This is a genomic window from Agrobacterium sp. K11, assembly GCF_059429395.1.
Genome location: NZ_JCAHRB010000003.1, coordinates 368,661 through 389,605 on the forward strand (window position 1 = coordinate 368,661; position 20,945 = coordinate 389,605).

The 20,945-nt window shown below is 60.1% G+C and carries 19 protein-coding genes; 4 read left to right on the plus strand and 15 right to left on the minus strand.

Annotated features, from left to right (window positions below):
- Window positions 1–9 precede the first annotated feature (9 nt).
- The 3 genes from AC5SEO_RS07010 to AC5SEO_RS07020 all read right to left on the minus strand — a co-directional run bounded on the left by AC5SEO_RS07010 (window position 10) and on the right by AC5SEO_RS07020 (window position 4,793).
- Window positions 10–810 (minus strand): MipA/OmpV family protein, encoded by an 801-nt coding sequence (locus AC5SEO_RS07010; protein WP_003515199.1) that lies wholly within the window; start codon window positions 808–810, stop codon window positions 10–12.
- Window positions 811–1,044: 234 nt separating this feature from the next.
- Window positions 1,045–2,301 (minus strand): cyclopropane fatty acid synthase, encoded by a 1,257-nt coding sequence (locus tag AC5SEO_RS07015; RefSeq protein ID WP_003515197.1) that lies wholly within the window; start codon window positions 2,299–2,301, stop codon window positions 1,045–1,047.
- Window positions 2,302–2,468: 167 nt separating this feature from the next.
- A complete protein-coding gene (locus AC5SEO_RS07020; protein WP_065658323.1) occupies window positions 2,469–4,793 on the minus strand; it encodes a Tex family protein in 2,325 nt (774 codons plus the stop codon).
- A 201-nt stretch (window positions 4,794–4,994) separates the two neighbouring features.
- Between AC5SEO_RS07020 and purD the strand changes: the two genes are divergently transcribed.
- The 3 genes from purD to AC5SEO_RS07035 all read left to right on the plus strand — a co-directional run bounded on the left by purD (window position 4,995) and on the right by AC5SEO_RS07035 (window position 9,087).
- The gene (purD, locus tag AC5SEO_RS07025) at window positions 4,995–6,266 is read left to right on the plus strand and encodes a phosphoribosylamine--glycine ligase (RefSeq protein ID WP_174042197.1); all 1,272 of its coding nucleotides are present in this window, start codon (window positions 4,995–4,997) and stop codon (window positions 6,264–6,266) included.
- Between the two features lie 157 nt (window positions 6,267–6,423).
- Entirely contained in the window at window positions 6,424–6,936 is a 513-nt protein-coding gene (locus tag AC5SEO_RS07030; protein ID WP_149909639.1) for a plant virulence effector HPE1-like domain-containing protein, read from the plus strand.
- 327 nt (window positions 6,937–7,263) lie between these two features.
- Window positions 7,264–9,087, plus strand: a complete 1,824-nt coding sequence (locus AC5SEO_RS07035) for a methyl-accepting chemotaxis protein (RefSeq protein ID WP_025592543.1) — start codon at window positions 7,264–7,266, stop codon at window positions 9,085–9,087.
- 59 nt (window positions 9,088–9,146) lie between these two features.
- On the opposite strand, the gene AC5SEO_RS07040 is transcribed toward AC5SEO_RS07035, so the two are convergent.
- The 12 genes from AC5SEO_RS07040 to AC5SEO_RS07095 form a co-directional block, all read right to left on the minus strand.
- Window positions 9,147–9,632, minus strand: a complete 486-nt coding sequence (locus AC5SEO_RS07040; protein ID WP_174061602.1) for a 2-thiouracil desulfurase family protein — start codon at window positions 9,630–9,632, stop codon at window positions 9,147–9,149.
- Window positions 9,632–9,946: a helix-turn-helix domain-containing transcriptional regulator gene (locus AC5SEO_RS07045; RefSeq protein ID WP_003515190.1), complete on the minus strand. Its 315-nt coding sequence runs from the start codon at window positions 9,944–9,946 to the stop codon at window positions 9,632–9,634. The genes AC5SEO_RS07040 and AC5SEO_RS07045 overlap by 1 nt, the downstream gene beginning before the upstream one ends.
- 1 nt (window position 9,947) lies before the next feature.
- Window positions 9,948–10,292 carry a type II toxin-antitoxin system RelE/ParE family toxin gene (locus tag AC5SEO_RS07050; protein WP_003515189.1) on the minus strand — a complete coding sequence of 115 codons (345 nt, stop codon included), beginning with the start codon at window positions 10,290–10,292 and terminating at the stop codon, window positions 9,948–9,950.
- A gap of 41 nt (window positions 10,293–10,333) precedes the next feature.
- On the minus strand, window positions 10,334–12,487 hold the full coding sequence (gene glyS, locus AC5SEO_RS07055) for a glycine--tRNA ligase subunit beta (RefSeq protein ID WP_174068007.1): 2,154 nt from the start codon (window positions 12,485–12,487) through the stop codon (window positions 10,334–10,336).
- A gap of 98 nt (window positions 12,488–12,585) precedes the next feature.
- Entirely contained in the window at window positions 12,586–14,523 is a 1,938-nt protein-coding gene (locus AC5SEO_RS07060) for a DUF2207 family protein (protein WP_174068006.1), read from the minus strand.
- Between the two features lie 23 nt (window positions 14,524–14,546).
- On the minus strand, window positions 14,547–15,824 hold the full coding sequence (locus AC5SEO_RS07065) for a 3-phosphoshikimate 1-carboxyvinyltransferase (protein ID WP_080799348.1): 1,278 nt from the start codon (window positions 15,822–15,824) through the stop codon (window positions 14,547–14,549).
- Between the two features lie 84 nt (window positions 15,825–15,908).
- On the minus strand, window positions 15,909–16,460 hold the full coding sequence (locus AC5SEO_RS07070; protein ID WP_025592535.1) for a LemA family protein: 552 nt from the start codon (window positions 16,458–16,460) through the stop codon (window positions 15,909–15,911).
- A 78-nt stretch (window positions 16,461–16,538) separates the two neighbouring features.
- Window positions 16,539–17,501 (minus strand): glycine--tRNA ligase subunit alpha, encoded by a 963-nt coding sequence (locus tag AC5SEO_RS07075; protein ID WP_162736222.1) that lies wholly within the window; start codon window positions 17,499–17,501, stop codon window positions 16,539–16,541.
- Window positions 17,502–17,601: 100 nt separating this feature from the next.
- The gene (locus AC5SEO_RS07080; protein ID WP_003515179.1) at window positions 17,602–17,796 is read right to left on the minus strand and encodes an NfeD family protein; all 195 of its coding nucleotides are present in this window, start codon (window positions 17,794–17,796) and stop codon (window positions 17,602–17,604) included.
- Window positions 17,797–17,816: 20 nt separating this feature from the next.
- Window positions 17,817–18,686, minus strand: coding sequence for a S49 family peptidase (locus tag AC5SEO_RS07085; RefSeq protein WP_025592532.1), 870 nt, complete (start codon window positions 18,684–18,686; stop codon window positions 17,817–17,819).
- 87 nt (window positions 18,687–18,773) lie between these two features.
- Complete coding sequence (locus AC5SEO_RS07090) at window positions 18,774–19,574, minus strand: methyltransferase (protein ID WP_174068005.1); 801 nt, start codon at window positions 19,572–19,574, stop codon at window positions 18,774–18,776.
- A gap of 6 nt (window positions 19,575–19,580) precedes the next feature.
- On the minus strand, window positions 19,581–19,811 hold the full coding sequence (locus tag AC5SEO_RS07095) for a putative signal transducing protein (protein WP_003515173.1): 231 nt from the start codon (window positions 19,809–19,811) through the stop codon (window positions 19,581–19,583).
- Between the two features lie 111 nt (window positions 19,812–19,922).
- Between AC5SEO_RS07095 and AC5SEO_RS07100 the strand changes: the two genes are divergently transcribed.
- Window positions 19,923–20,939 carry a polyprenyl synthetase family protein gene (locus tag AC5SEO_RS07100; RefSeq protein WP_026330625.1) on the plus strand — a complete coding sequence of 339 codons (1,017 nt, stop codon included), beginning with the start codon at window positions 19,923–19,925 and terminating at the stop codon, window positions 20,937–20,939.
- Window positions 20,940–20,945: the final 6 nt, after the last annotated feature.

A 20,945-nucleotide genomic window follows, 5' to 3' on the forward strand; every position in this document is an offset into this window, starting at 1 on the left:
CGCCTCGCCTCAGGGCAGCGTGAAGCCGAATTTGTAGCTTGCCTGGACGCCGACGACGAACTGGTTCTTGGAGCCGCGCTCACGCACCAGCGAGCTGTCGGCGGCATCGCCCGTGAGGCGGCGATATTCGGCGAAGGAACCAACTTCAGCGGCTTCCGTGACCTTCCAGGTGATGGCGGCGCCGACGCCGGCGGAATGCAGGCCGCCGCCGGGGCTGTAGGGCGATGGCGCGCCAGCCGCTGTCTGCGCGGCGCTTACGCCGTAATAGCGTTCATTGTATTTGCTGCTGACCCATGTGGCGCGCGGGCCGGCGGAAATCTGGATACCGGGGGCGATATCGGTGAAGACGTCGGCCGAGAGGTCGGCGACCACGCCGCTATGGCTGCGGATGCCCTGACGGGCTTCGCCGCGAATACGCAGCCAATCGGTGGGATAAGCCTCGGCGAAACCGCCAAGCTCGCCGCCGCGCTTGATGCGGGTCATGCCTTTCAGATCGGCCGAATCCTTCTGGTCACGCGGAGACACCAGCTTTCCCGCAAGACCCATACTGATCGGGCCATTGTCCAGCAGAGAGATCGAGGCGCTGTCGTTGCGCGACGTGAAACGCGCGCCCTGACCCTGACGGCCGAGAGAAATGATGGGCGAAAAGCCGAATTCGTTCTTGTTGTCGCCCTGATATTTCGGCGCAGAAAAACCCGAACCGCCGAGCTTCAAATACCAGTCGCCGGAAAACCAGCCATCGGCATGGGCGTTACCGACGGCAAAAAGCGATAAAACACAAGCGGCGACGGCCGCTGATGGCTTGAACATGAAAATAACCCCAGGAAACGCAATACAAACAGGTAAGCGTAGAATTAGAGGGATTCCGTTTCCATTCCATTAACCAGCGCGAGAAGGCGGCGATTAGCTCTTCCGTCATTCCGGCCCTGAGCCGGAATCCAGCCGTCGCGCGTCTGCGCGGCGGGAAGCCTTCTTTCAGCCCAAGGACTTGGGCTGGCTGGATGCCAGATCAGGTCCGGCATGACGGTGACGAATGGACAAACCTTAGAACATAACCTTCTCAAGCGGCGGCCGCGTCTTTTCGAACTCCAGCAGTTTTTCCTCGTTGCGGGCAATGTAGTCGCGATTATGCGGAACGGCGTCGCGATCCTTGGCGAGCTGGATCTGGAAAATATGGAAATTTTCGTGGGTAAAGGCCATTTCGGACCCCGCCAGATAAAATTCCCACATGCGGAAGAAACGTTCGTCATAAAGTGCTACCGCCTCTGCCTTGCGCGCCACGAAACGTTCGCGCCAGTGCCGCAGCGTATGCGCATAATGCATGGGCAGGATTTCGATATCCTTCACCAGCAGCCCCGACTTCTGGATGGCCGGCAGCACCTCGGCAAGCGAGGGGATGTAACCACCGGGGAAAATATATTTTTCGATGAAGGGATTGGTTGCAAGTGCCGGACTGGGCTGGCCGATGGAGTGCAGCACCATTACGCCCTTGTCGTCCAGAACCTCCGCCACTTTGTCGAAATAATCGCGGTAATGGGTCGGCCCGACATGTTCGAACATGCCGACCGAGACGATACGGTCGAATTTCTTCGAGGCAGGCAGGTAACGGTAGTCCTGCAATTCGAAACGAACATTGCCGGCAAGCCCACGTTTTGCTGCACGGTCGCGGGAAACGCGCAGTTGCTCCTCGCTGAGCGTGATGCCGGTCACATCGGCACCCGCACTTTCGGCAATATACATCGCCATGCCGCCCCAGCCGGACCCGATCTCCAGTACGCTCTGGCCCGGCTCCGTCATCAGCTTGGCGGCGATGTGCCGCTTCTTGGCGACCTGCGCCTCATAAAGGCTGATGCCCGGCGGATTGAAATAGGCGCAGGAATATTGCCAGTCCTCATCAAGGAAGATGTCGAACAGCTTGGCGCTCAGATCGTAGTGATGGGCGACGTTGCTCTTGTTGTGGTTTACCGGCAGATGCATCCTGATGCGGGCGGCGATGATGCGGGCCATACCACGCCACACCATGCCGAAGGACAGCGCCTCGCTTAGCGTGTTGCTTTTAACCAGCGCCAGAAAGTCGTAGATGTCGCCCTCGACGACCTGCATACGGCCTTCCATATAAATTTCGGCGAGTTTCAGCGCAGGATCGGCAGCGATCTCCTGCATGGCAGCTTCGTCGGTGAAATTCAGAACCACCCTTGTTCCGGTACCGTTACCAAATGTACGGCTACCACCCGGGCTATTGACGACAAGATTACCGTTCTTGATTATCTTTTCGAGAAGAACATGCAGAGACGACGCCATGGCACCCCCAATTGCTAAGTCTCACTTATCAATTTTTCTGACCGTATTCCTTTCAGCACAAGTTTCAAGATAGTCTTATTTCAAAAAAATTGAACGATTTCATCAAGCAAAAAGCCCCACCGGGGTTTCCGGCAGGGCTTTTCCATAGAAATCATTTCAACCGGAGGTCAGCGTCGCTTCATCGCTTCGGCCAGAGCCGCAGCAAGAGCACCACCGGATTGCGACCCTTCGTTGTGTCCCTGCGGTTTGGAATTCGCGTGGCGCATGGCGCCCGCATTGCCCTTTTCGCGCATTGGCTGGGGTGCCGCCTCGCCGCCGTCCTTGCGCATGGTGAGGGCAATACGCTTGCGCTTCACATCCACTTCCACGACACGGACCTTGACGACATCACCCGCTTTCACGACCTCATGCGGGTCTTTCACGAAACGGTCGGCCAGCTGCGAGACATGCACGAGCCCGTCCTGATGCACACCGATATCCACGAAAGCGCCGAAGGCGGCGACATTGGTGACGGTACCTTCCAGCAACATGCCCGGTTTCAGATCGGTGATCTCGTCCACGCCGTCAGCAAAGGTCGCCGTCTTGAAGCTTGGGCGCGGGTCTCGGCCGGGCTTTTCCAGTTCGGCGATGATGTCCTTGACGGTGGGCAGGCCGAATTGTTCGTCGATGAAGCGCTTCGGATCGAGCCCCTTCAGCGTGGCGCTGTCACCCATCAGCGTGCGCAGGTCGCGACCGCAGGCGGCAACGATCTTTTTCGCAACGCCATAGGCTTCGGGGTGCACGGAGGACGAATCCAGCGGTTCCTTGCCGTTGGGGATACGCAGAAAGCCGGCGCATTGCTCGAAGGTGCGCTGGCCAAGGCGCGGCACCTTCAACAGCTCCTTGCGGCTGGCAAAGGGGCCGGTCTGGTCGCGGTGTGCAACGATGGCATCGGCAATCGAAGCACCGAGGCCGGAAACCCGCGCCAGAAGCGGCGAGGAGGCGGTATTGAGATCGACACCGACGGCATTCACCGCATCTTCCACGACCGCGTCGAGTGAACGGCTAAGACGGCCCTGATCGACATCGTGCTGATACTGCCCGACGCCGATGGATTTCGGTTCGATCTTCACCAGTTCGGCCAGCGGGTCCTGAAGGCGGCGGGCGATGGACACCGCGCCACGCAGGGACACGTCGAGATTGGGGAATTCCGCCGCCGCCCGTTCCGACGCGGAATAGACCGATGCGCCCGCCTCCGAAACGATGACCTTGGTGGGCTTTGCGCCGGAAGCCGAAGCCGGCATCTGTGTCAGCAGATCGGCGACCAGCTTTTCCGTCTCACGGCTGCCCGTGCCGTTGCCGATCGCGATCAGCTCGACATTGTGCTTGCGGATGAGCATGGCGAGTTCCGCCTGCGCGCCGCGCACGTCGTTCCTCGGCTGGAAGGGATAGACCGTCGTGGTGTCGAGCAGCTTGCCGGTGCCATCCACCACGGCCACCTTGACGCCGGTGCGGATGCCCGGATCGAGCCCCATGGTGGCGCGTGAGCCCGCCGGTGCGGCCAGCAGCAAATCCTTGAGATTGCGGGCGAAAACATTGATCGCCTCTTCTTCCGCACGTTCGCGCAATTCGCGCATGAGATCGAGCGAAAGCGACATGGAGAGCTTCACCCGCCAGGTCCAGCCTGCCACTTCCATCAACCATTGATCGGCGGGGCCGGCATTGCGGATATCGAAGGCGGCCGCGACGGTACGCTGCGCGGGTTTGACCGGAGAGGGATCATCCGCATCGACATCGATGGTCAGCGTCAGAATCTCCTCGTTCCAGCCGCGCAGCATGGCCAGCGCGCGGTGTCCCGGCACTGTCGCCCAGCGCTCGAAATGATCGAAATAATCGGAGAATTTTTCGCCTGCCGCCTGCTTGCCGTCGACCACCTTGGCGCGGAAAATGGCGTTCTGGCGCATATAGTCGCGCAGGCGTCCAAGAAGATCGGCGTTTTCCGTCATGGTTTCCGCCACGATGTCGCGCGCGCCTTCAAGCGCTGCCTTCACATCCGCCACCTCGCCCTGCACATAGGCCTCGCCAAGCTTTGCCGGATCGGCTGCGCGGTTTGCCCAGATCGCTTCGGCCAGCGGACCGAGACCGCGCTCGCGGGCGATTTCGGCGCGGGTGCGGCGCTTCGGCTTGTAGGGCAGATAAAGGTCTTCCAGCTCCGCCTTGGTGCCCGCCTGCATGATCTTGACCATCAGGGCGTCCGTCATCTTGCCTTGACCGTTGATGGTATCAACAATGGAGGCGCGGCGCGCATTGAGTTCACGCAGATAGACGAGGCGTTCGGCAAGCGTTCGAAGCTGGGTATCATCCAGCCCTCCCGTCGCTTCCTTGCGGTAACGGGCGATGAAGGGCACGGTCGCTCCCTCGTCCAGCAACGCCACTGCCGCCTTCACCTGATCGGCGCGGGCGTTGATTTCGGAGGCGATGAGCGTGGCGAGGCGGGCATTATCTGCGGTCATGGGGTTCTCTGATGTCACATCTGGAGCGGCGAACATAATGTCTGATTGTGGCGTGACAACAAGAGGCGGCAACGATTCCACAGGAAAGGCTGAGTTCGAGGGAAAGACGGGCATTTGAGGCGCTTTCTCCTTGACCTTTCGCCCCCCTGCCCTTAACGCCCCTCAAACAAGGTTACAGGCGAATTTGCAGGAGTGTTGACCATGAAAGTTCTGTTGATCGGTTCCGGCGGACGCGAACATGCGCTGGCGTGGAAAATCGCCCAGTCTCCCCTGCTCGATGAACTTTATGCCGCTCCGGGCAATCCCGGCATCGCCGACCATGCGACACTCGTTTCGCTTGACGTGGAAGACCACGCCGCCGTTATCGCCTTTGCCAGGGAAAAGGCGATTGACTTCGTCGTCGTCGGACCGGAAGCGCCGCTGGTTGCCGGTCTGGCAGATGATCTGCGTGCGGCTGGTATTGCCACCTTCGGGCCTTCGAAAGCAGCCGCTCAGCTTGAGGGTTCCAAGGGGTTCACGAAGGATCTATGCGCCCGTTACGATATTCCAACCGGGGCTTATCAGCGTTTCAAGACCGCCGAACCGGCAAAGCAATATGTCCGTGAACAGGGCGCACCCATCGTCATCAAGGCCGACGGGCTTGCCGCCGGCAAGGGCGTAACGGTTGCCATGAGCGAGGCGGAAGCGCTTGCCGCAATCGACGACTGTTTCGACGGCGCTTTTGGCGCTGCCGGCGCCGAGGTTGTGGTGGAAGCTTTCCTCGACGGTGAGGAAGCCAGTTTCTTCTGCCTTTCCGATGGCAAAACCGCGCTGGCGTTGGCAACAGCCCAGGACCACAAGCGCGTGGGTGATGGCGACACCGGCCCCAACACCGGCGGAATGGGCGCCTATTCCCCCGCCCCGGTGATGACACCGGCCATGGTGGAGCGCACCATGAAAGAAATCATCGAACCGACGATTTCTGGCATGGCGAAAGACGGCAATCCCTTCTCCGGCGTATTTTTCGCCGGTCTGATGATCACCGCCAAAGGCCCCGAGCTGATCGAATACAATGTGCGTTTCGGCGATCCGGAATGTCAGGTGCTGATGATGCGCCTCACGAGCGACCTGCTGCCGATCCTCTACGCCACTGCTACCGGCACGCTGGACAAGGTAGAAGCGGAATGGCGCGACGATGCGGCGCTGACCGTTGTTCTAGCTTCCAAGGGTTATCCCGGTGCCTACGACAAGAACACGCCCATCGCCCATATTCCCGATGCCAGCGAAGAGGCAAAGGTGTTCCATGCCGGGACGGCGCTGAAGGACGGCAGACTGGTGGCGACGGGCGGACGTGTGCTGAACGTCACCGCCTTTGGCAAGAACGTGACGGAAGCGCAGGCGCGCGCCTATGCGCTGGCGGCCAAGGTGGAATGGGAAAACGGCTTCTGCCGTCGCGATATCGGCTGGCAGGCCGTGGCGCGCGAAAAAGTCTGACCATTCAAGGCATACAGCGGCCGGGGCGCAGATTTCGCTCAATTTTTACCAAGTTTGCTGACCTGATGGAAACGAAAGACCGATAATATCTGCCGAACATTGAAGGGCGCATTCTGTCTCGATCGTGAGGCTGCGCCGTCATTTCGGGGGTTTTTCGATGCGTCGTCTTCTTTTGACAGCGGTTGTCGCGCTGACCGGCGGGTCTGCGGTGGCGTCTTCCATCGAATATGTAAACGGCACCCACACCAGCAATGGCAGCTTCGTTCGCCTCGACTGCGCCCGCTGCCAGCCCGTGAAGGACAACCCTGCCCCCGAGGGCTTTGCCATCCCCTCCATCGAGCCGGGCACGCAGCACACGGAAATGCGTGAAATCGAGGGTAAGCGCACGCTGGTGCGCACCGAGGCCTGGCTTGGCGGCGCGCCCGTCACCTTCGTCAGCACCAATCCCGCTTGGATGCCGCAGGAAACCCCTGGCACCGCAATTGCCACCTATGATGAGGGTGAAGCTGGCACTCCCCCCGAGGAAACGGCAGCCACGCCAGCAGGCATAGACATGACCGCGACCACGGCAGCGACGAAGACAATTTCGGCGGCCAATGCCACGGCACCGTCAAGCGCATCAGCAATGGCGGCACCCGATTTCCAGGATTTCAAATTGCGCGGCAATTGACCGACAGTGTCGGCGGCGTCTTTGATGACAAAAGTCAAATAATCGCGTCATCGCTGCATTTTTCGAAGTGCACGGCAACCATCCGGTGAATAATAAATTATGCATCCATTATTCTGCCAAGCACGCTCATAAAGCTTTTGCTAATTAAATATTTATTCAAATTTTTTGCCGCTAAGTGACCTCATAGTGCGATGCAGCACGACATGAGGGCTTAAAGCGGACTTTCGCTTTCAGGCTGATCACAGCGCATCAGGCGCCTTCCCATTTTCGAAACTTCGGCAGCGCGCGGCTTTTTCCGGCTCGCGACGCAAAAGCTTGTGAGCGCCCATGAAGAATCTTTCCATTTCCCGTCAGCTGATCGTGCTCGTGGTGGCCCTTATGGCCGCCTTCGCAGCAGCAACGTTTTACCAGCTGAAATCTGCCACCGACGCGATCTATGAAGAACGCTACGGCATGCTGCGGACACAGGTGCAATCCGCCATTTCCATCCTGCAATCCTTCCACGACAAGGAAAAGGCCGGGACACTTTCACGCGAAGACGCCATGAAGCAGGCCTTCGCGACCGTCAGCGCCATGCGGTTCACCCCGGATGGCTATCTGTTCGGTTACGACTACGACGTGACGATGAAATTCCATCCCGACGCGAAGCGTGTCGGCGAGAACTACAAGGGCAAGCCGGACAGCAAGGGCTTCCAGTATCGTGACGAGCTCGTACGGCTTGGCCGCAACGGCGGCGGCCAGACGGATTTCTACGGTCCGAAGCCCGGCATGGAAGGCAATGACTACGCCAAAAGCTCCTACGCCCTTGCTTTCGAGCCATGGCAGGTGGTGGTCGTGACCGGCGTTTACATCGATGATCTGAATGCCCAGGTTCGTGGCGAGGTGATGAGGGCGCTGTCCATCGGTGCCGCCATCTTCGTGCTGGCACTTGCCGCCGCCTTCTACGTTATCCGGGGGATCTCGAAGCCGCTCGGCGACATTCACAGGGCGCTCGGTGAAGTCGCCAATGAGAACGTCTCGCTCACCATACCCCACACCGGGCTGACCAACGAGGTGGGCATGATGGCGAAGGCCACGGCCTCGCTTCAGGACAAGGTGCGGGAGCGCCACGCCATGCAGCGCCGGGAGGAAGAACAGCAGCAGCAGCTCAACGCCGAGCGCCAGAACAACCTCGACATGCAGCGCGACGAGGCCGCATTGCAGGCGCGTGTCGTCACCACCATTGGCGAGGCGCTGGAAAAACTCGCCGGCGGTGATCTGACCGTGCGTTGCGCCGATCTCGGCAACCGTTACGCCGCGCTGCGCGACAATTTCAACGAGGCATTGACCCATCTCGACGCCGCCATGGCCAAGGTGAATTCCAAGAGCATCGATATCGGCGGTTCGAAGGAAGAAATCCGCAAGGCCTCCAACGAGCTTTCGCAGCGCACCGAACGGCAGGCGGCAAATCTAGAGGAAACCTCTGCCGCGCTCGACGAATTGACGGTTGCGGTACGCCAGACGGCTGAAGGTGCAGCCGACGCCGCCAAACGCGTCACGACAGTCAGTTCCGAAGCGATGCGCAGCGACCGGGTGGTGGAAGAAGCGATTGCGGCGATGAGCGGCATCGAACAATCTTCCGATCAGATTTCGAACATCATCGGCGTGATCGACGACATCGCTTTCCAGACCAATCTTCTGGCACTGAATGCGGGCGTGGAAGCGGCGCGTGCCGGGGAAGCGGGCAAGGGCTTTGCCGTGGTGGCACAGGAAGTGCGCGAACTGGCGCAGAAATCTGCCGCCGCCGCCAAGGAGATCAAGGACCAGATCGCCCGCTCTTCCAACCAGGTGGAAAACGGCGTGCGTCTTGTCGGCGAAGCCGGTGACGCGCTGAAACGCATCTCGGACCAGATCAAATCCGCCAACGAGATCGTCGGCAAGATCGCCCATTCGGCGGCCGAACAGGACACGACGCTGCGCTCTATCTCCACGTCGCTCAACCAACTCGACGTCGCCACCCAGCACAATGCGGCGATGGCGGAAGAGACCACGGCTTCGGCGGAAGCGCTGGCCGTCGATACCGAAGAGCTACTGAACCTCATCCGCGGCTTCCGCGTCTCCTCCGGCAACCAACTCCACGGCATGGCAGAGCAGATGCGCATGGCGGGGTGATATACGCCGAGGTGATGGATAAACGAAAACGCCGGAGGAAACTCCGGCGTTTTTTTGTTTCAACGTGTCGAAGTATCCAGCCGGTCGATATCGGCAGGCGAAAAGACCGCAATTCCCGCTCTTTCAAGCAGTGCCGCCGTCACACCATTGCCCGCATGTTTGATGCCGGAGAACGAGCCGTCATAGATCGCGACCGATCCGCAGGACGGGCTGCCGTCGATCAACAGCGCGTGCGTACAGCCATTGGCTTTAGCGAGGGCCAACGCCTTTTCCGCACCGGCAATAAATTCCGCTGTGACATCGCCGCCGGTTACTTCCAGCACCCGGGCGCGGCCTTCCAGCACATCGAGACCGGAAGCGCTATTCTCAATTTCCGCCGGCGGGCGCGGCACGGGCATCCCGCCCGCCATTTCCGGACAGATCGCCACCAGCCTGCCTTCATCCCGCCAGCGGTCTATCGCCGGGTGTACGAGAGGTTTGCCCTTGCCGTCATAGCGGACCGCCTGGCCGAGGAGACAGGCGCTGATTAGGATTTTGGTGATCATCAGGCCGCTGCGACAGCGAGATGTATACCCGAGTTCTTCTGAAGCGCTTGAATGACACTAAACAGATTATCGGCCCGGGGATTTCCCTTCGGGCCGAACATGCGCATCAGGCTTTTCGCAGGCACATCCACGTGTTTGGATAAAGTCTCGAAACCGATCGTGGCGTTGATGAAATCTCGCAATACCGACTTGCCGGTTTCGACATCTCCCTCCAGCAACAGTTCCACAGCATCCGACAAGAGAGCCGCCCGGAAGGCTGGGTCTTTTTCCGCCCTCGCCTTGACTGTCTGTTTGAATTCCCGCGTTAGCGCCATGTCAATCACCCATCCCGGCACCCTTGTGGGCGCCCTTTCTGGATTTATAATCCTGCCAAAAGGCCTTGGCCGCTTCGATATCGTTCTGCTGCCGTGCCTTGGTTCCACCAATCAGCAATATCACCAGCTCATCACCGTCACGCCCGAAATAGACACGATATCCGGGGCCATAATCGATCCGGTATTCGAGAACACCGGAGCCAACGGATTTTACGTTGGAGAGATTGCCCTGCCCCATCCGGGTCACGGCCATCGTTACCTTCGACGCTGCACGCGCGTCGATCTTCACGAACCATCGCTCAAATGGGCTCGATCCGTTAGGGTCCAGATATTCAACGACCTTCATGGAGCAATAGTAACATAAACATTACCATTGGCAACCCTGCCTCACCCCGTAATCTTCGAGAAATCCGCAACCGTTCCGGTGGCTTCACGAATGGCCTTCAACAGCGCCAAACGGTTTGCGCGGATGGCCGCGTCCTCGTCGTTGACGAGCACATCCTCGAAAAACTTGTCGACGGGCGCGCGAAGCGTCGAAAGCGCCTGCATGGCGGAGCGGAAATCTTCCGTCTCGACGGCCTTTGCGGCATCGGCGGAAGCGGTCTTGATCCCCGCGTAAAGCGCCTTTTCGGCGTCGAGCTTCAGCAGTTCTTCTGAAACGCTGTTCGCAACCACGGTGCCCTTCTTTTCCTCTGCGGCCAGAAGCTGGGTGGCGCGCTTTGCACCGGCCAGCAGGTTCCGGCCATCTTCGCCGGTGATGAAGGCGGTCAGCGCCTCGACACGGCGGGCGATCATCAGCAGGTCGTCGGATTCCGGCGTCAGGACGGCGTCGATCAGATCGTAACGCGCGCCGAGGTCGCGCAGATAGACTTTCAGGCGGTCATGGAAGAAGGAGAGAAGGTCAGTATCCTTCGCGACGCTCAAGAGAGGCAGGCGCACGTTCTTTTCAAGCAGAATACGAACCACGCCCAGCGCCGCACGGCGCAGTGCGAAGGGATCCTTCGAACCGGTAGGCTTTTCATCGATGGCCCAGAAGCCGACGAGCGTGTCGAGTTTGTCGGCGAGAGCAACCGTGATCGCCACCTTGTCGGCTGGCAGGCGGTCGGAGGGACCCTGCGGCTTGTAGTGATCCTCGATCGCCGCGGCGACACTTTCGTTTTCACCCTGCAAGGTTGCGTATTTTCGGCCCATCAGGCCCTGAAGCTCGGGGAATTCGCCGACGGCTTCGGTGCGCAGGTCGGCTTTCGCCAGCACCACGGCGCGGTCCACCATAGCAGCATCGGCACCGACGACGGGGGCCAGAGCCTTGGCCAGTTCGCGAATGCGGGCCACACGCTGCCCTTGAGTGCCGAGCTTCGCATGGAAGGTAACGTTCAGCGCATCGAGCTTGGCCATGCGCTGGTCGAGCGGCTTCTTGAGATCGAGGCCAAATTTCGCAGCCGAATCCTTGAGCGTCTCCAGATCGGGCAGATCGCCCTGGTCACGGTTCCAGAAATGGCGGGCATCCGACAGGCGGGCGCGGACGACCTTGCCGTTGCCATGGATGATTTCCTTGCCGCCGTCGCTTGCCTCGATGTTCGAGATCAGGATGAAGCGGTTGGAAAGACCCTCTTCCGCACCCTGATTGCGGGTGACGAAACACTTCTGGTTGGTCTTGATGGTCAGCCGGATGATTTCCGCCGGGATTTGCAGGTAATCCTCCTCGAAAGTGCCCATCAGCACCTGCGGCCATTCAACAAGGCCGGAGACTTCTTCCAGCAGGCCTTCGTCTTCCACCAGCTCAAGGCCGTTGGCAAATGCCAGATCCTTGGCATCGTGCAGGATGATATCCTTGCGGCGGTCGGCATCGAGAATGACCTTCGCCTTTTCAAGGCTGGAGACATAATCCTCGAAACGGCGCACGGTGATCGGACCCGGCGCATGGAAACGGTGGCCATAGGTGACGTTGCCAGCGACGATGCCGTCGATGACAAAGGGAATGACCTGGGTTTCGTCATGTTCGGGGCCGAACAGGCAGACGATGGATTGCAGCGGGCGCACCCAACGCAGGCTCTCCGAGCCCTTGCCTTCGATGCCGGCATAGCTGGAACCCTTCGGCATGGAGGCCGGGCCGGAGCGCATGGATTTCGGCCAGGGGAAGGAGCGGATGATGCCGGGCATCACCTCGGCGATGATCTCTTCCGCCGGGCGGCCGGGCTTGTTGATGATGGCGATGTAGAAATCGCCTTTCTTCGGATCGGAAACGACCTGAGCCTCGGAGACATCATTAAGGCCAGCGCCGCGCAGAAAGCCCTCAATCGCCTTTTCGTTTGCATCGGTGCGCGGACCCTTCTTTTCCTCACGCACATCGGCGGAGCGGGCATTGAGGCCGCGAATATCCAGCGTCAGGCGGCGCGGCGTCCAATATTCGCGCGCGCCCTCATAGGTCAGCCCTCTCTCCACCAAGGCGTCAGTGACGAGTTTCTTCAGATCGCCCGCCGCCTTGCGCTGCATGCGTGCGGGGATTTCCTCGGAGCGAAGTTCAAGCAGAAGATCGGGCATGGGATAAGGACTTTAATCTGTTGCAAAAGAGTGTCGCGGACTTAGCAAGACCAGCGGCAAAAGTCATCAGCTATCGGTTAAATTACCGCCGGTGGACGTTACCAGCCGCCACCACCACCGCCGCCGCCGCCCGAGCCGGAAGAACCACCGCCACCGCCACCTGAAAAGCTGGAGGAAGATGAGCTGACAGGCTGGGGAATGGTGGAAGCGATTGTATTCGCCATGGAAGTGGAGAACCCACCAATCCGGTCTCCGAAGCTGCCGTAATTGCTGCCCAAATACCAGCCGGGCGCATAACTTGCCGCGGCGGCACCAGCGGCGGCTGTCGCGAGCCAGGTCTCGAAGGTGCGGCTCCAGGGTTTTTCCACGCCGAGCGCGACCGCATAGGGCAGCAATGTCTCAAAATGCTGCGGCGACATGGCGGGGGCATCCGACATATTCATCCGGTCCTTTTCCGCCAGCGTCAAATACGTTCTGAGGCCCTCGATGCCGTCCATCAGCTTGCGGCCGAGCGGCGTCGGCGCACCCATCAGGAACAGGAACAGCGCGTTGGTAAGCACGATGCCGCCGATGGCAGCCAGCGCCAGCGACTTGGTGTCATGCGTCACATCCAGCAGGATCTGTGTGGCAATGCCGCCAATGACCGAAAAAGCCACAAAACCGGCAAAGGCCAGCATAACGATGCCGCCGATGCGCTTGCTCAACGACGCGCCACGCGAGAACTGTCGGCCGATGCCGATCGACAGGATGCTGAAGAAGAAGGCGAAAAAGCCGAAGACCAGCACGGCGGCAATGGAGCTTTCATCGAGATCACCGAACACCAGCGTCGCGACGATGATGGCGACGCTGAATAAGATGCCGAAAACGATGTAACCGGCATTGCTGCGGTAATATTTGCCGCGGTGCTCTTTCTCTATCGCCGCGCGAAACTGCTTGCCGACTTTTTCGACTTCCGTTCCATGCGCCTTGTCGATGGTGAGCGTCTCGCCCGGACCGCCGATGGAGGACAACAGCGTCTTCTGCCCGCTCGGCAACTCCGCCCCAGCCTGCTTTTGCGTGCGGCGGATGACGATGGAGTTCTTCAGATCCTCCAGAACGACATAACCCTTGACCGCCAGATCAAGTGCCGAGGCGGACAGCGCTGTCCAGCCTGCGCCGGAAAAACCCCTGTTATCAACGTAATTGACCAGAGCCGGCGAAAGCCCCTCCGGCGCATCCCAGCGCGGCACGACTACACCCCTGGCCGGATCACGGCCGACCGCGAACCATGCTCGCAGATAATAGAGCAGCACTGCGAAAAGCCCGCCGCCCGAAAGCAGGATGGCAAGATTGTCACGTAGCCACCAACCTGCCTCCTGGGAGGAGTCGGGGGCGGCAATGGCGCCCTTCGGTAACTTCACGGCAACTGTCATGCCCTCGCCCACTGAAAACGGGCGGGTAGAGGCAAAAAACACCTCGTTGCCTTCGCTCAAAATGCGCGCATCCTTGCCTTTGGCACCGAGTGGACCGGTGAAAACGGCAGTATCGGTGGCCTTCACGCCCTGTGGCAAAGTGATGGTGGCGGAAATCTCACCCATCGGAAACTGCCAGCCATTGCCGGTGACGTTCCAGGTGAGTTCGTCATAATCGCTGAAATAACGGATCTGCCGGGCGGTGGTGTAGGTGATCTGGAAGATATGCTCGCCGGTCGGAAGAAAACGGTCGGCGCTGCCGGTATAAATGCGGATGCCGCCATCGATATTCTCGGTGCGCCAGTTCTCCGGCGCGCCATCGCGCTCCACCGATACGACGTTAAAATCCACCTTGGTGCGTCGGTTATTCGCATCCAGCGCATAAAGCGGGAAATCGCGGAAGATGCCACGCTTGATGTTCTGGCCTTCGGCACGGGCGGTGATGGTTTCCGTCACCGTCAGTTCGCCACTCTTCGCAACCTCGACGACGGAATGATAGGAGCGGATGAATTCTTCCGCAAAGGCCGGGCAGGTCGCGCCCAGGAAGACAAGCAGCGCGAGAAGTCTTGCGGCGATGGTCTTCACGGGGCGGTCTCCTCCAGCCGGTTTCAGTGCTGCGGCTCGGCAGCACTTTCCTTTTCGGTATAGTCGACGCCGAGCGAGGCGAGCGCCTTCCAGTAGCCCGGATAGGTCTTGCCAACGCAGGCAGGGTTCTGGATGGCGATGCCGCCGATCTTCAGAGCCGCGAGCGCAAAGCTCATGGCGATGCGGTGATCGGCAAAAGTATCGATGGAGGCATCGACCGTCTGGCCCGCCAGCGCCGGGTCGGCATGCACGATCAGGTCGTCGCCTTCCTCATGCGCCAGACCGTTGCGGATTTCGTTGAGGCCGAGCGAGACGGCACGGATACGGTCGCATTCCTTCACACGCAGATTGGCAATGCCGACGAAACGTACCGGCGTTTCGTTGAACGCGGCGAGAACGGCGATGGTCGGAATGGCGTCCTGCATCTGCGAACCGTCGATTTCAGCGGGCAGGTGCGGAAACTGCGCCATGACCTCATAGGCCTTGGCATCCGGCTGGGTGAACTTGTCGGCGGGCGTGCCGATGTCGATCGCACCGGCGGTAAGAAGCTCCGCGCCCCAGAGATAGGTGGCGGCGGATGCATCCGGTTCGATGTGGAAATCGGTCGCGGTGTAGCCGGTCGGATGCACGCGCCAGATGGCGTTGCTGACCCGCTCCACCTTCGCACCGAAAGCTTCCATGGCTGATGTGGTGAGGTCGATATAACCCTTCGCGCCGATTTCCTCGCCCTTGAGGATGATATCGACAGGCTTGTCGCCGCAGGCGGCCGCCATCAGAAGTGCCGACACATACTGGCTGGAGAGGTTGGCATCGATGGTGACGCTGCCCTTCGGGAAACCCATGCCCTTGCCCCGCACGGTGACTGGCGGGCAGCCGGTCGGCGCATCCGCTTCGACGCCGAGGGCGCGCAGCGCTTCCACCAGCGGCATGATCGGGCGTTTGCGCATGTGCTCGTCGCCATCGATGATAACGGCGCCATCCACCAGCGCTGCAGCCGCAGTCAGGAACCGAGTGGCTGTGCCGGCATTGCCGAGAAAAAGCGGCTTTTCCGGCTGTTGAAGCACGCCTGTACCCTCCACCACGAAGGTCGTGGCGTCAGGTTCTGTCACCTTAACGCCCATGGCGCGCAGGGCTTCGGCCATATAGAGCGTATCATCGCTCTTCAACGCGCCGGTTAGGCGGCTTTTTCCCTTGGCGAGGCCAGCCAGCAGAAGCGCGCGGTTGGTGATGGATTTGGAGCCGGGCGGCTCTACCTTGCCGGAAAGCGGGTGGCCGGGCGGGGTGATGGTCAGTTCGATCATGATCGTCGTCTTGTCAAAGAATGCGGCAGAGAGCCGGGATACAGGAATGTCGGCGGGAGGACTTGGCCCCTGGGAACGGTTGCCTTAGAATTTCACGGTCGGCACGGCGCGGTCTGCCGGGTTGTCGATCTCGAAATAAGGCGCCTTGGCAAAACCGAACTGGCCGGCGATCAGATTGGATGGGAAGCTTTCCACCCTGACGTTCAGATCGCGCGCGGCGCCATTGTAATAACGGCGCGACATCTGCAGTTCGCCCTCGATGGTTTCCAGCGAGCGCTGCAATTCCAGAAAGTTCGTATTGGCTTTCAGATCGGGATAGGCTTCAGCGAGCGCAAAGAGCTTGCCGAGCGCCTGCGACAGCATGCCTTCCGCCTGGGCGCGGCCTTCGACATCGCCCGCCGGCACAGCCTGCGCCCGGTTGCGCATGGCAATCACCTCTTCGAAGGTGCTTTTCTCATGCGCCGCGTAGCCCTTCACGGTCTCGATGAGATTGGGAATGAGATCGGCGCGGCGTTTCAACTGCACGTCGATGCCCGACCACGCCTCTTCCTTCATCTGCCTCGCCTTGACGAGGCCGTTATAGATGAAGACGACATAGAGCGCGATTGCCGCGATGATTGCCAGCGTGATGAACATTCCCGACCCCTCCTCAAGAGGCGCGAGCGCCGCAACGGCACCCGCACGTTAGACTGTTGCCCCGCCTTACATAAAGGTTTAGGCGGCCCTGTTCCAGTTCAACCCGCCCGCATCCGTGAGCAGGAAGGCTTCGCCGCAGGCTTTTGCCAGCGTGCGCACGCGCAGGATATAGCTCTGGCGTTCCGTCACCGAGATCACGCCGCGCGCATCCAACAGGTTGAAGACATGGCTTGCCTTGATGCACTGGTCATAGGCCGGGAACACGCATTTATGCAGGCGCTGATTGTCATCATCACCCGGCGCACCGGCGGCAAGAAGCGCCTGGCATTCCTTTTCCGCGTCGATGAAATGGCGATGCAGCATGCCGGTGTCGGCAAATTCGAAATTATGGCGGGAGTATTCCTGCTCGGCCTGCAGGAAGACGTCACCATAGGAGATTTTCTCTTCACCCTCGCGGCCGTTGAAGTTGAGGTCGTAGACATTGTCGACGCCCTGAACATACATGGCCAAACGCTCCAGACCGTAGGTCAGTTCGCCAGCGACCGGCGAGCATTCGATGCCGCAGACCTGCTGGAAGTAGGTGAATTGCGACACTTCCATACCGTCGCACCAGCACTCCCAGCCGAGACCCCAGGCGCCGAGCGTCGGGCTTTCCCAGTCGTCTTCGACGAAGCGCACATCATGCAGCAGTGGATCGAGACCGATCGCCTTCAGCGAACCGAGATACAGTTCCTGAAGGTTGGAAGGGTTGGGCTTCAGAATGACCTGATACTGGTAATAATGCTGCAAACGGTTGGGGTTTTCACCGTAGCGACCATCGGAAGGCCGGCGCGAGGGCTGCACATAGGCAGCCTTCCACGGCTTCGGGCCCAGCGCGCGCAGCGTCGTTGCCGGATGAAACGTACCAGCGCCCACTTCCATATCATAGGGCTGCAATACCGCGCAGCCCTTGTCGGCCCAGTAATTGTGCAGCGTCAGGATCAGCGCCTGAAAGGAACGCTTGGGGTTCATATGGTCTGGAATATCGGTCATTGCAGTCATCGCGGCGTTGTGAGGATAAGTAAGCACTGACTTACTTCGGATGCGGACTGGTGCCACGGCATGGCGAAGGGGTCAAGGATTTATGCGTGGAGACACCGGCTTACGTCTCATCCTCACGCTTCACGCGGTATTCGCCGGTTTCGGGATCCTTGATCAGCGTGCCGATGGCGCCGGTTTCGCGTTCCTTTTCGCGCTGCTTCGATTTTGCCGAAAGCTTTTCCGCATCGCGAACGAAGCGGCGGTAGAGGATGACGGATCCCACCACCAGAAGAACAATTGTAATAAGCTGCGCCATAAGGCCCTATTCCTGCGACATCATAGACCGAAACGCGACCACAATGCCTTTTCTTCGGCAACTTCCGCAAGTCCAGAGACGGCGCCTGCCGCAAGCCTTTCGGCATTGAGGCCGAGTGCCGCATTCACGCCCGGCACTTTTTTGCCGAACAGCGAGCGCCCACCGGTGACGAGCTGAAGCTTGACCTTCGTCCCGTAACGGCGGCGCAGAACTTCCCTCATGTCGCCCAAGCCGTCGATCAGGCCGAGATCCAGGCCACGCATACCGGTCCAGAACAGGCCGGAGAAGACCGTCTCATCGCCCTTCAATTTTGCACCGCGGCGCATCTTGACCATATCGATGAAAACATTGTGGATTTCGACCTGAAGCGACTTCAGATATTCGATGTCGCCCTCTTTTTCCGGCTGGAAGGGATCGAGGATGACCTTGTTCTCGCCGGCGGTATAGACGCGGCGCTCCACCCCGATCTTCTTCAGCATTTCAGGGAAACCGAAACCGCCGGAAACGACGCCGATCGAACCGACGATGGAGGTGGGGTCGGCGATGATCTCGTCGCCGGCAAGCGCGATCATGTAGCCACCGGAGGCCGCCACATCCTCCACGAAGATCAGGACCTTCTTGTCCTTTTCCTCGGCAAGCTGGCGGATGCGATTATAGATCATTCGCGCCTGCACCGGCGAGCCACCGGGAGAATTCACGGAAATGGCGACAGCTGGCGCGTCCTTGATGGCAAAGGCCTTTTCCAGCAGCGGTGCATAGGAGGCGAGATTGAGAGCGGGGCGGAACTGGTTGCCGCCAGCCATGATGGCGCCATGCATGCGCACAACCGGGATGACGAGTTCTTTTTTGCGAAAGCGTTTCGGCACCAGATACTTCAGAAAACCCACAATTCACTCCTCGCAGCATTTGCCTGTTCGTCACGGATGTATGTATTGCCCTGCGAAACACAATGGTTTGCGGCCGGAGGAACGGCGAATTTATAGGCCAGGCCCGATTGCCTTTACATTACGGCGATAGGCGGTGCGGCCATTATTCAGGTCATCCACGATGGGCGTGAAGGCATGGCTGCCGGTCTCGTGCATGACGAGCGGCGCCCGGAACGACAGCCGCGCCCGTGACCCCTTGATCGCCGTTACGAGCATGCGCACCGCGTCCTCACCGGGGCGTGGGTGGATGAGTGTGATCTCGATGCCGCCGAAACGGCTGCCACAGGCGGCAATGATCTCCGCCACCGATTGCGGCCGTGCAATAAGGGAAAGCTGCCCGCCTGGAACCGTGATCGCACCTGCGGTCCTGATCCAGTCCTCGAACAGGCCCTCCGTCATGGCGTGGGCCTCAGCCTTCAGCGCATCGGGCGTGCGGCGGTCACCTGAATCATTATAGGGCGGGTTCATGATGACGTGGTGAAAATGCCCGTCCGGCAGTCCGGCCTCGACGCGCGCCTTGCCACGCAGCGTCACGTCGGCCTCACACACGCTGATACGGGCGGAAAAAGCGGCATTTTGCGGCAATGCCAGGCTGCGGCGGGCAAATTCCACCATTTCCGGCGAACGTTCGAACAGGGTCACTTCGGCCTTTTCAAGCCGCGTGGCAACCGCGAAACCTGCCGCGCCCGCGCCCGCGCCGAGATCGGCTATGCGGCAGGCGCGCTCGTCCGCCACCATCGAGGCAAGAAGCATGGCGTCCATGCCGGCGCGGTGCCCCCTGCCCTTGGGCTGGAGAATGTGAAAACGGCCCCGGTGAAACGCATCCAAAGTTTCCGAAATCTCGCCGCCCACGTTCGTTTACGCCTCTTCGTTGCGCAATTCGTCGCCCAGACCGGCATCCACGAGAATGCGGCGGGCCTCACCGGCGCGGTCTTCCTCCACCAGGAACCGGCGGGGCAAAAGACCGAGCGAACCTTCCAGAATGCTCATTGCCTGATCGGCGACAAGGCAATGGATGCCGGCGTCCTTCATCAGGCTTTCGGCGAAGGATAACAGCACGGCATCGTTGGTACGGATCAGTTCACGCATGGATAAGCCCCAAATTCCCATTTTTTTGAATGGCTAGCGGCAATTCGCCCCTTGCCGCGACAGGCGCCAGTTTTTATTGTCGAACTCAAATTCGAACAGGAGTCCTGTCCCTTGGGCGTCGTCATACCGCTTGAAGAAAGCAAAAACAAACTCGCATCCGTCAAGCCGCTTGTCGACCTGACCCGTGCCGACATGGAACGGGTGAACCAGCTTATCCTTTCCAGAGCCGGTTCCGATGTCCAGATGATACCTGAGGTGGCCAACCATCTGATCTCGTCCGGAGGCAAACGCCTGCGGCCAATGCTGACGCTGGCCTCTGCCTCGATGTTCGGTTACGAGGGCGACCACCATATCAAGCTCGCCACCAGCGTGGAATTCATGCACACGGCGACGCTGCTGCATGACGACGTGGTGGATGAAAGCGATCTGCGCCGTGGCAAGTCCACCGCCCGCACCATTTGGGGCAACCAGGCAAGCGTTCTCGTCGGCGACTTCCTGCTCGGCCAGGCCTTCCGCATGATGGTGGACGTCGGCTCGCTGGATGCGCTCGACGTGCTGTCCACCGCCGCTTCGGTCATCGCCGAGGGCGAAGTGCTGCAGCTTTCGGTCGCCAAGAACATGGAAACGACCGAGGACGATTATCTGCAGGTGATTCGCGCCAAGACGGCCGCCCTTTTTGCAGCGGCCGCGGAAGTTGGCCCCATCGTCGCCAAAACCGACAAGGCAAGCCGCAGCGCGCTGAAATCCTACGGCATGAATCTCGGCCTCGCCTTCCAGCTCGTTGACGACGTGCTGGATTACGGCGGCAAATCCGCCGATCTCGGCAAGAATACGGGTGACGATTTCCGTGAGGGCAAGATAACCCTGCCGGTCATCCTGTCCTATCGCCGCGGCACGCAGGATGAGCGCGCCTTCTGGCGCAACGCCATCGAAAAGGGTGAAAGCAGCGACGAGAACCTCGAAAAGGCGCTCGGTCTCATCACCAAATACAACGGTCTTGGCGATACGATCGGCCGCGCCACGCATTACGGCACCATTGCCCGCGATGCGCTTGCACCGCTGCCGGAAAGCCCGTGGAAAAACGCACTTCTGGAAGTCATCGACTTCTGCATCGAGCGTCTCAACTGACGCTGG